At 72.7% G+C, this 10,701-nt stretch carries 8 protein-coding genes and 2 tRNA genes; 5 read left to right on the top strand and 5 right to left on the bottom strand.

The annotated features are described in order from the left end of the window. Positions 1 to 89: 89 nt before the first annotated feature. Entirely contained in the window at positions 90 to 497 is a 408-nt protein-coding gene (locus ABYE80_RS10845; protein ID WP_372790290.1) for a VOC family protein, read from the top strand. Positions 498 to 523: 26 nt separating this feature from the next. Here the strand turns inward: ABYE80_RS10845 and ABYE80_RS10840 are convergent, their stop codons facing one another. From ABYE80_RS10840 to ABYE80_RS10830, 3 genes are all read right to left on the bottom strand, one after another. Continuing rightward, positions 524 to 1,816 (bottom strand): phosphoribosyltransferase family protein, encoded by a 1,293-nt coding sequence (locus tag ABYE80_RS10840; protein WP_372790291.1) that lies wholly within the window; start codon positions 1,814 to 1,816, stop codon positions 524 to 526. A 19-nt stretch (positions 1,817 to 1,835) separates the two neighbouring features. Beyond that, positions 1,836 to 2,276 (bottom strand): DUF2267 domain-containing protein, encoded by a 441-nt coding sequence (locus tag ABYE80_RS10835; protein ID WP_372790289.1) that lies wholly within the window; start codon positions 2,274 to 2,276, stop codon positions 1,836 to 1,838. A gap of 147 nt (positions 2,277 to 2,423) precedes the next feature. Beyond that, positions 2,424 to 2,496 (bottom strand) — tRNA-Ala (locus ABYE80_RS10830). A 133-nt stretch (positions 2,497 to 2,629) separates the two neighbouring features. Between ABYE80_RS10830 and ABYE80_RS10825 the strand changes: the two genes are divergently transcribed. The 3 genes from ABYE80_RS10825 (at position 2,630) to ABYE80_RS10815 (ending at position 7,068) form a co-directional block, all read left to right on the top strand. Beyond that, a complete protein-coding gene (locus ABYE80_RS10825; RefSeq protein ID WP_372790288.1) occupies positions 2,630 to 4,564 on the top strand; it encodes a diguanylate cyclase in 1,935 nt (644 codons plus the stop codon). An 8-nt stretch (positions 4,565 to 4,572) separates the two neighbouring features. Further along, positions 4,573 to 5,394, top strand: a complete 822-nt coding sequence (locus tag ABYE80_RS10820) for a hypothetical protein (RefSeq protein ID WP_372790287.1) — start codon at positions 4,573 to 4,575, stop codon at positions 5,392 to 5,394. Positions 5,395 to 5,712: 318 nt separating this feature from the next. Then, entirely contained in the window at positions 5,713 to 7,068 is a 1,356-nt protein-coding gene (locus ABYE80_RS10815; RefSeq protein WP_372790286.1) for a patatin-like phospholipase family protein, read from the top strand. Between the two features lie 9 nt (positions 7,069 to 7,077). Here ABYE80_RS10815 and ABYE80_RS10810 read toward each other — a convergent pair whose 3' ends face one another. Beyond that, positions 7,078 to 9,873, bottom strand: coding sequence for a CARDB domain-containing protein (locus tag ABYE80_RS10810; RefSeq protein WP_372790285.1), 2,796 nt, complete (start codon positions 9,871 to 9,873; stop codon positions 7,078 to 7,080). Between the two features lie 176 nt (positions 9,874 to 10,049). Between ABYE80_RS10810 and ABYE80_RS10805 the strand changes: the two genes are divergently transcribed. Continuing rightward, positions 10,050 to 10,122, top strand: a tRNA-Ala gene (locus ABYE80_RS10805). An 80-nt stretch (positions 10,123 to 10,202) separates the two neighbouring features. On the opposite strand, the gene ABYE80_RS10800 is transcribed toward ABYE80_RS10805, so the two are convergent. Beyond that, positions 10,203 to 10,701, bottom strand: a 499-nt coding sequence (locus tag ABYE80_RS10800) for a penicillin-binding transpeptidase domain-containing protein (RefSeq protein ID WP_372790284.1), incomplete at its 5' end; no start/stop codon positions are given.

The following is a 10,701-nucleotide window of genomic DNA, read 5'->3' as shown; positions in this document are numbered from 1 at the left end:
GGCGGAAACCGAACCGCGCGCGAGCGGGGAGTGGAGGTCCGCAGCGCGGCCGACCGATGAGTTCTTCCCCGTCGGGCGGTCTTGGGTGCATGAGCGATCTCACGAAGGACCCCACGACCGTGTCGAACCTCGGCGTCGCCATGTTCACGGTCAGCGATCAGGACGCCGCGCTGGCGTTCTACACGGAGAAGCTCGGGTTCGAGCTGCGCGCCGACATCTCCTTCGGCGAGAACGGCGACATGCGGTGGTTGGAGGTCGCGCCGCCCGGGTCCACCGCCCGGCTGGCCCTCAATCCGCCGATGAACAGCACGCCTGGCGGGAGCGCGATCGGCGTCGAGACGAACGACGTCCGTGGCGAGCACGCGCGCCTGTCGGCGATCGGCGGCATCGACCTCGACCCGGAGCCGATGACACCCCCTGGAGCCCCCCTGATGTTCGCCCTACGGGACCCCGACGGCAATCACATCTACGTGGTGGAGCCGGCCCCGGAGGGATAGCGGCGCCCGATCGGACCTCGGGACGTTCAGGTCCCGAGGTGCGTCGCGAACCAGTCCGCGGCCAGCGCGCCGACCCGCTCGAGCGTGCCGGGCTCCTCGAACAGGTGCGTGGCGCCGTCGACCTCGACCAGCCGGTTCGGGCAGGTCAGGTGCTCGGCCGCGTCGCGGTTCAGCTCGAGGACCTGCCGGTCCCGGCTGCCCACGATCAGCAGCGTGGGCGCGCGGACCCTCGCCAGGTGGTCCCCGGCGAGGTCGGGGCGACCGCCCCGGGAGACCACTGCGCGCACCACGTCGCTCGCGTCGGCCGCGGCGTGCAACGCGGCGGCCGCGCCGGTCGACGCGCCGAAGTAGGCGATCGCGAGACCGTGGGTGGCCGGGTCGTTCCGCGCCCACCGGGTGACGTCCCCGAGCCTGCTCGCGAGCAGCGCGACGTCGAAGACCGTCGCGCGCTCGGCGGCCTCCTCCTCGGTCAGGAGGTCCACCAGCAGCGTCCCGAAGCCCGCCTCGTTGAGCCCGGCCGCGACCGCGCGGTTGCGCGGGCTCAGCCTGCTCGAGCCGCTGCCGTGGGCGAACACGACGAGCCCGTGGGCCGCATGCGGGACGGTGAGGTCGGCCGTGAGCGTCGCCCCGGCGACGGGCAGGCGCAGGCCGCGCGCCGTGACGGGCGGCTCCGCTGCCACGGGCTCGTGGGGGGCGTTCGCCAGGAGGCTCAGGACCTCGGCGTCGCTGACCGGCGCGAAGTCGCGGTACCAGAGCCCGACCCCTCGAAGGTCGTCCGGGGTCGTGTGACACACCACCTCATCGGCCTCCTCCGACAGGTATGCGACCGTCTCGGGTGCGCCGACCGGCACGGCGACGATGATCCGCGCGGCCCCCGTCGCGCGCAGCGAGCGGACGGCCGCGAGCATGGTGAGTCCGGTCGCCAGACCGTCGTCGACGACGATCACGGTGCGGTCGCGGACCTCGATCCCGGGTCGGCCGTGGCGGTAGCTCAGCTGGCGCCGGCGGAGCTCGCGCGCCTCCCGGTCGACGGTCGCGTCGAGCAGCGTCTGCGTCATGCCCGTCCGCTCGGCGGCGGCGGCGTCGAGCACGAAGCTGCCGTTCTCGGCGATGGCCCCGACCGCGAGCTCCGGGTTCCCGGGTGCTCCGAGCTTGCGTACGGCCAGGATCTCGAGCGGCGCCGCGAGCTCGCGGGCGACCTCGAAGCCGACCGGGACGCCGCCCCGGGGAAGCGCGACGACGACCGGCCGTTCACCTGCGAACCGCCGCACGCGCTCGGCGAGCGCGCGTCCGGCGTGCCGACGGTCGGTGAACGCCATGACCGCGGTCTCCAGCACGTCAGGCGGGTGCCTCGAACAGCGGCCTGATGGCGGCCGGGAGGATCGCGAGGACGTCCTCGATCTCTCCCTCGGAGACGCGCTGGCGCAGGACCTTCGCGACCGCGGCGACGGCGTGGGACGCCTCGGTCTCGCCGGCCATGTGCCCTTCGTCGCTGACCTGCTTCAGGAACGCGTCGACGTCGTGGGACAGGTGCTTCGTCGCTCCGGGCCGCCACAGCTCGTAGTAGATCCCGCGGATCAGCGTGGGGAGCTGCGAGGCGAGTTGGGCGGTCTCCTCGACGGTCAGTCGATCGCGCAGCGCGTGCAGCACGGAGCGCAACGCGCGGGCTGCGTAGCGCAGGTCGTCGGTCCCGAGTGCGGTCGCGGTCTCGTGGTACCAGACGTGAGCCGCCTCAGCGCTACGGGCGACGATGCTCGGATGGCTGGTGTGTGTGCTCATGGTCCGAGCCTCCCGCAGGTCCGGAAAGGGCGCATCCGTAGGTCCCCGCAGGGCGGTTGCGGGGGATCTCCCCGGCGGGCTCGCGGCCTCGCGGGCGTGACGCGCAACGCAAAGGACCCGCCTTCGTGAAGACGGGTCCTTCCCGAGTGGAGCTAGGGAGACTCGAACTCCCGACCTCCTGGGTGCGATCCAGGCGCTCTCCCAACTGAGCTATAGCCCCGGGGCCCCCAATGGTAGCCATCCGGGGCGCGGGCCGTCGATCCGCCGTGGCGCGAGCCTGGGGCCGCACCGCGGTGGGATCGAACCTTCGTGGAGACGGCCTGGCTCCCGGGTACGCTGGGCATCGCAGCCCTATGCACCGTCCCGACCTCCTCGGCTTCCTGCGCAGCTTTCGCGGTCGGCTGACCATCTTCTTCGTCGCGATCGTGATCGTGCCGATGGTCTCGCTCACCGTCATCGTGTTCCGGCTGATCGACGACAACACCTCGGCGAAGGCAGACGCCAGGCTGTCGGCGCGGCAGGAGGCCGCGATCAACCTCCAGGCGCGGGCGCGCGACGAGGCGGACCGTGCCGCGGTGCAGATCGGGCAGGACCGTGTGCTCGCGACGGCGCTGCGCGCGAGCGATCGCGCAGCGGCGACCCGGCGCGCGAATCAGCTGGTGCGCCGCGAGGGGTTGAAGCGCCTGCAGATCCGGCGGGGCACGCGGACGCTGGTCGACGTCGGGTCCAAGGACGCGGTCTTCCCGGCGGTCCGTGAGCTGACCGAGGCGTCGGGAGCGTCCTTCGGGCGACTGCTCGTGTCCACGCAGGGGCCGCGCGCCTACGCGTCGCTCGTCAAGGAGGCGACGGGTCTGGAGGTGGTGGTCTCCAGGGCGCCCGGGCGGGAGCCCGTCAGCACGCTGCCGGCCGCCACCTCGGTCCGGTTCCCCCGGGATCCGGGGACCGTGCGCATCGGGGAGACGTCCTACCGGACGGCGACCTTCAGCGCTCCCGCCTTCGGAGCGGACCGGACGCGCATCACGGTCCTGGCGGACGAGGCGGCGTCGGCGTCCGAGGACGGCGGGTTCTCCCGTGCGTCGGCGTTCGGCCTGCTCGCCGGGTTCTTCGTGCTCGCGTTCATGAGCGCGCTGGTCGTCGCCGGTTCGCTGCAGCGGCAGATCGCCGAGTTCCTGACCGCGGCCCGCCGTATCGGCCAGGGCGACTTCAGCACGAAGGTCCCCACCGTCGGTCGTGACGAGTTCGCGGCGCTGGGCACCGAGTTCAACCAGATGAGCGAGCAGCTCCAGGAGAAGGTCGACGCACTCCAGCGCGAGCAGCTGCGCCTGGCCGGGGCGATGCGCACGATCGGCGACACGGCCGCCTCGAACCTCGACCGCAGCGCCCTGCTGGAGATCTTCGTGCGCACGGCGGTGGAGGGCGTGACGGGTCCCGGGGGGGCGGCGCGCGCCACCTTGCGCGACGCGCCCGACACGCCCTTCGAGCAGGTCGCCGTCCACGGGGATCCGACCGGCCTCGAGGACGCGATCCACGCGGCCGAGGCCGAGGTCGTGGCGACCGGGCGCCCTGCGCTGGCCCGCGAGGGCGACGTGTGCGCGCTCGCGAACCCGCTACGGGTCGAGAGCGCCACGGACGGCCCGCCACGCGTGATCGGGATGATGGCGGTCGCTCGTCGCGGGGCGGACTTCGCACCGGCGGACCGGGAGCTCTTCCAGTACCTCGCCGGCCAGGCCGGCGTGTCGGTCGAGAACGTCGGGCTGCACGAGATGGTCGAGCGCCAGGCGGTCACCGACGAGCTCACGTCCCTGGCCAACCGCAGGCGCTTCCAGGAGGCGCTCGCCGCCGAGGTCGAGCGCTCCAAGCGCTTCGGGCAGCCCGTCGGCCTGGTCCTGCTCGACATCGACAACTTCAAGCGCGTCAACGACACGCACGGGCATCAGGTGGGCGACCAGGTGCTGCGCGAGATCTCCCGCGTCCTGCGGGCCACGGCGCGTGAGATCGACGTGCCTGCGCGGTACGGGGGCGAGGAGCTCGCGATCGTGCTCCCGGGCACCTCCCTGGAGGGCGCCTACAACCTCGCCGAGCGCGTCCGCGAGGGGATCGCGGGCCTGGAGATCGAGGTTCCTGACTCGCCGCACCCCCTGAAGGTCACGGCGAGCTTCGGCGCCGCCGAGCTCCCGAGCACCGCCGAGGACCTGCGCACCCTGATCGCTGCGGCCGACGCGGCGCTCTACGAGGCCAAGCATTCTGGAAAGAACAGGACCGTCCGGGCGGAGCGGGCGCTAGGGTAGGTGACGGTATGGGATTGCTCGACGACGCCATCCGCGAGCACCTCGAGCTCAAGCGCCGCAGTGGAGAGGACTCCCGGCGGCTCGCGCAGCTCGAGCACGAGGCCTTCGGGCCGATCCGCCGCGGTGATCCTGCGCTCGACCTGAAGCCGCCCGGAGAGGCGGCGCAGGAGGACGCGCCCGAGTCCCGGGAGGCGCAGGTGCCGCCCGTCCCGGTCGAGGACGACCGCAGGGACGACGACGAGTTCGAGTGGGTCGCCGACGAGCCCGAGTCCGAGGACGAGGACGAGCCGGCCTTCGAGTCGCCGACCGCGAGGGAGCCGGAGTTCCCCGTGGCTCCTGAGCCTGAGCCGCCCGCCCCTGCGCCGCAGTCGCCCGTGGCCCGCGAGCCCGAACCGCCCGCGCCTCGTGAACCCGAGCCGCCGACCCCTGCGCCGCAGCCGCCCGTGGCCCGCGAGCCCGAGTCGCCCGCGCCTCGCGAGCCGGAGGCGCCCGCTCCGGGCGATCAGCCGACCGCGGCCTACTCCCTGTCGGACCTCGAGGAGCTGCGGGGTGGAGATCAGCGCTCGTTGCTCGACGATCCGTCGCCCGCAGGACCGCCGTCGACCCCGCCCACGCCCGAGCCCCCGGCTGCGCCCGAGCCGCCCGTCGCGCGCGAGCCGCAGCCTCCCGCGGCTGAGGAGCCCGTCGTCCCGCCGCAGGACGTCGTTCCCGCCGATGACGAGCCGGGGGAGCACGACGTGCTCGAGGAGACGCCCGAGTTCCTCGAGGAGACGCCGGAGCACGATCGGCTCTGGTTCGAGCAGAAGCCCCCGCGCGACTTCGATTTCTAGGTGATCGGCGGGGCCGTGGCCCCGCGGTAGGACGTCCGTCCAGCGTGGGTTGTGATCCCGGACGGTGCCGCCGATGACTGGAGGGACGCACCCACGAGCCGGTCGTTGGGGAACCGCCGGCTCGCATGAGGTCACCAGCTTGCGCCACGCGCGCAGGCAGCGAAGGACTCAGCGGGACGTCTCGGGCCGGAACCAACCGAGACGTCCCGCTCCTTCGTCCGGGCGTGCGCTCGCCCGACCGTCCACAAGAAGGCACCTTCGCTCGACCGCGGGGCCAAGGCGCACGGAACGGGCCGGTGCGACAGTGTTCCCGGCCGCATGCCTGTCTCCACGCCCGCCACACCGACGGCTCCGTCGACCGCGCCACGCGATGGCGGCGTCGCGATCGTCCTGCCCGGGGGCGGCGCCCGCGGCGCCTACGAGGCCGGCGCCCTGAGCGTCCTGCTCCCCGAGCTCGAGCGCCGGGGCGAGAGGGTCAGCGTCGTCTGCGGCACGAGCGTCGGGGCGATCAACGCCGCGCTGCTGGGTTCCCTGGCCGACCGTCCCGCGGACGAGATCGCGTCGATCACCCAGGCCCGGTGGCGCGACATGCGCAAGACCGACGTCATCCGGCCGGTGTTCGGTCCGAACCTGCCGCTCGTCGGCCTGCGGATGCTGGGCGAGCTCCTGGAGGTTCCCGGCGTCCGGCTCGCCTCCGTGCTGGACCCGTCACCGTTGCAGCGGAGCCTCACGAAGTGGGTCGACTGGCTGGCGCTGCATCGCAACGTCAAGCACGGGATGATCGACGCGGTGTGCGTGGTGGCGACCGCGCTGACGCGTTCGGGTCCGGTCGCGTTCGTGGAGACCAAGGGCGCCATGCCGAAGTCCTCGCCTCGCGACGACCTCCGGTACGTCCGCGTCCCCTCCCTGCAGCCCGAGCACGTCCGCGCGTCGGCGGCGATCCCGCTGCTCTTCCCACCTGTCGAGGTCACCACGCCCAAGAGCGCCGCGGACTTCTACATCGACGGGGGAACCCGGCTGAACTCCCCGATCTCCCCAGCACTCTCGCTTGGCGCCGACAAGGTGGTGATCATCGGGTTCGAACCCTACGCGGACCGGCCGCCGGTCCCCGAGAAGCCCCCGGTCCCGCGCCTGGCGGACGTCGCCGCCAACATCGTCGACGGGCTCCTGGTCGACCAGGTCTCCGACGACCTGCAGCGGATGGTCTCGATCAACTCGTTCTTCGTCGAGGGGGCCTCGGCAGGCTCCAGCACCTCGCAGTCCGCTCGCGCCTACCGCAAGGCACGGGGTCGCCATCCCTACAAGAGGATCTCCTATGCGCTCGTCGCGCCCGAGCGCCGCGGGGAGATGGGACTCATCGCCGAGCGCGTGTTCCGCGAGCGCTACAGCGGACTTCGCGGCCTGCGCGACATCGACTACCCGCTCATGTCGCGCCTGCTCGGTGGTGAGCGGACCCGGGCCCGCGGCGAGCTCCTCAGCTTCCTCCTGTTCGACCAGGTCTTCGTCGAGGCGCTGCTCGAAGCCGGTGCGGCGGACGCCCGCCGCTGGCTGGACCGTCATCCGCGCTTCTGGTGCTCGGACGCCTCGCACGACTTCCACGTCGACGCGATCGAGCACGAGGCCGCCCGTGAGCAGCTCGCCATCGACGAGTGGCGCTCGCTGCGCCGGCGCTGACCCGGCCGGTCAGCGCGCCCGCCGTCGCAGCTCGACCGTGATGCGCTTGGTCTGGAGGTCGAACCCGTGCTCCCCGGTGCGCTCGCTCTGGTAGAGCCAGACGTCCTCGGAGCCTCGGCGCTCGGTCGGCGGTCCGGAGACCAGCACATCGAGGGTGTGACCGGGGGTGTCGTCGTACGGTTCGTGGTCGGTCTGGTCGGTGGGAGGGACCGGCCGGGGTTCGCAGCGGTAGTCGTTCCCCAGCCCGGTGTCCGCCAGCCAGTCGCCGTCGCTGGTCTCGACGGTGTAGTCCCCGGTCCCCTGCGACCGTGCATCCGGGTCGCGAAGGGTGCTCGGGATGAGACTGCCCTCGTCGGTCACCATGGGGGCCGGGGTCGCGTCCGACATGACGACGCTGGACGACCAGGACTGCGTGGTGAACACGGAGTACTCGTGCGTGGAGCACGGCTTGTACTCGCGGCGCTTTTCGCTGGCGTAGGTGTCGACGGCGTCCTCGCGCGAGGAGCGTGCGACGCCGACACCGAGGGTGGTGGCGTCACTGCCGGCCCCGATCTGCGTCACCGTCTGCGTCTTGCCGACGCGCCGGGAGCTCGAGTTCGTACGGGAGTACGCCCCACCCTCACCCGAGGAGTAGGACGAGAACGTCACGCCGTACTGGTTGGTGATGGTCTCCACGATCCGTCCGTACCAGACCCCCGGGTCGGAGAACCGGACGTTCACGGTCTTCGTGGCGTCGAGGGTGGCGAGGTTCTGGATGAACCCGGTCACGAGGTCGCTGACCGGTCCGATGAGGCCCAACGGGTCCGCGCCGGCCTCGGCCGCTGACAGCCAGAGCAGCATGTTCGGGGGCGGATCGGTGGCGATCTCGGCTCGCACGGTCACGGGCTCCACGAGGACCGGCCCCGTCCCCGGTCGGCGGGCCGGCAGGATGTCGAGGGAGACGTTCTCGGTGCCGGTGTGATCGTCACGCCGCTCGAGGTACTCGGCGAGCCGTCCCGGGAAGTCGTACTGCTGCCCCGCGGACATGAGCGCATGGAACCCGGAACCCTCGACGATCCGCCACTCGACGCGCCACTTCTCGATCGTGCCGGCGATGTCCGCCGCCGTGGTCCAGGTCGGGAGTCCGGCGAAGGCGGCGCAGTCGCGGACGCTGTTCATGAAGTCGCTCGGCTGGTTGGCCTTGTAGACCTCCCATTCGTCGTCCGGGACGCCTGCCTTGACGGTGAACAGGATCGGTCGGGCGGGCGTGCCCGCTGCGGGCTTGTCGACCTCGTCCACCCCGGCCACGAGCTCGGCCTGAGCGGTCGAGTACAGCAGGGCAATGCCCTGGGCCTTCGCGAGGACCCCGAGCGCGGCCAATGTCCTGCTCAGGACGTGCTGGGCCGCTGCGGTGCTCGCCTCGGTGACCTCCTTGGCCAGCAGGGAGGCGACCTCGTTCATGTATGCGGAGACCGCCTTCTGCGTGCCGTACGCGAACGCGACGTCGCTGAGGGTGACCCGCTTCTCGAGGTAGGTCTTGAAGTCCGAGCACGGCGTCGCAGCGGCGGCCCGTGGACGCGGGCTGTCGGAGGCGGGAGGAGGCTGATCGGCGCGGTAGACGGGAGCGATCTGCGCGAGGATCGACGTGACCAGCAGCAGGTCGAGGTGCGTCAGCGACAGCGTGCCCGGGTCGTAGTCGGTGCGGGTCAGGTCGATCGACGGCGTCCGCGAGCGGGCGAGTGCCGCGAGCAGGAGCGGAGCCTGGGCCGCGGCGTCGTCGGGGTGCTGCAGCGCGGCGCGCACCGTGCCGGCCAGGAAGTTGCGGAGGCTCGATCCGGGGTCGCGCATGGTGCCGTCGGCACGCTCGATGGCGAACGGTGCGCCGGCCTGGTGCAGGCTGGTGGCGAGCTCGTCGAGCGTCACCCGGCCGATCGACGCGCTGCGACGGCCGTCGCGGGCGACCTGCATGGTCTCGAACTCGCCGAGCGAGATCCCGGCGGCGGGTTCCGTCGACGACCGTGAGGTCGTCGGCACGGCGATCCCGGCGGACCGCAGCATCGACGAGGTCGACGCGACGGCATCGGGCAGGTTTCGAGCTTCCTGCACGGCGGCGACCTGGCCCACGACCCCGGCGGGAAGCCCGGGCTGGGCGCCGCCGTCCGCGGGCGGGTTGCCCGGGGTGGCGGGGGGCGGTGCGCCGCCGCCGGGGGCCGGCGCCGGGGTGGGCGTTCCCGGGGCCGGGGCCGGCGTGGGCGCGGGGGGCGGAGGGCTCGCGACGGGCGCCGCGGCGGGCCGCCGCAGCGGAAGCACGAGGGACGTGGACCGGCAGTTGTTGCGCTCGTTGGATTCCCGGACGCGCCGCGTGGCGTCGAGGCAGAGGAACACGCGGTAGCGGCCGCTCCGGAGCCGGGCCGGGACGGTCGCCGTGGCGCGTGCGGTCGTGGTTCGCCGCGAGCGGAGCCGCGTCAGCCTCGGGGTCAGCGTGGCGGCCGGGTCGGCGAGCACGCGCCGCGTGCCCTTCTTGGTCTTGACGCGCCGGGCCTTGAGGTCCAGGCGTGCGTCGGTGGACAGATACATGCGGGTGACGGTGGGGCCGGCGGTGCGGCGCCCTCTGTTGATGGCCTTGTACCTGACCTGCAGCGTGCGGCCTTCACCGGTGAGCGCGACCGAGAGGGGCGCGATGTCCGCACGAGCGGGCGGGCGCTTCGCCGCGGCGGCGTCCTGTGCCACCAGCATCCCCCCGAGGATCAGGATCGATGCGCAGGCGCGTGCGCGCGGACGTGCCAGGCGGTTGCCGCGACACGCCGCCATGGGGCTCTTACCCACCGTGTTCTCCCAATCTGCTGCTGGACCGTGGTGTCGCGCACATAAGGCAACACGCGTCGCGGAAGCCTACAGGCGGGGGGTGCGGTGGGCAAATGGCGCGTCGGGGTCCCCGCGGCGGCGTCGGCCGGGCTGAGTCCGCCACGGGCGATCACGCAGCTACACTGGACCGATCCCCTGGGGCCATAGCTCAGCTGGGAGAGCGCCTGCTTTGCAAGCAGGAGGTCGTCGGTTCGATCCCGACTGGCTCCACTGGACCGGCCGGGTGGGGGACCCCCAGGACGTCCTGAGGGTCCCTCGCATCCGGCTCACGTCGGCGGTCGCGGCGGACCTCAGTCCAGCGCGCCCAGCTCGCGCAGGATCGCCCGCCCGATCGACGTCCGGGCCGCGAAGTGCTCCGGCGCGGTGATGTCGAGGTTGAGCGCGAACGTCCACGACCGTCCGTCGCGCTCCACGGAGCCGACCCACCAGCCGACGCGGGGGGACGTCGTGAACACGTAGCCCGTCTTCCCGCGGAGCGTGGTGCCGCCGTGCCGCTCGAGGACCATCATCTCGCGGACGTCGGCGATGGCCGTGCGGGAAACGGGGAGCGCCCCGCGCCGCAGGCGCTCCAGGAACCGCACCTGCTCGACCGCGGAGATCGCGAAGGGCCCGCGCAGCCAGAACTCGTCGAGCGGGGCGCCGCCGACCTCGCGGTTGCCGTAGCGCATCGCTCGCACGGCGCGTCGGTAGGCCGGGGTCCCGAGCTCGCGGGCGATCCGCTGGTAGATCGGGATGCAGGACATCCCGAAGGCGGTCTGGAGCGTGAGGTCGCTCTCGCACGCGGTCGGC

It is taken from the genome of Paraconexibacter sp. (assembly GCF_041602235.1).
Taxonomy (GTDB): Bacteria; Actinomycetota; Thermoleophilia; order Solirubrobacterales; family Solirubrobacteraceae; genus Paraconexibacter.
This window is presented reverse-complemented; position numbering and strand designations above follow the sequence as displayed.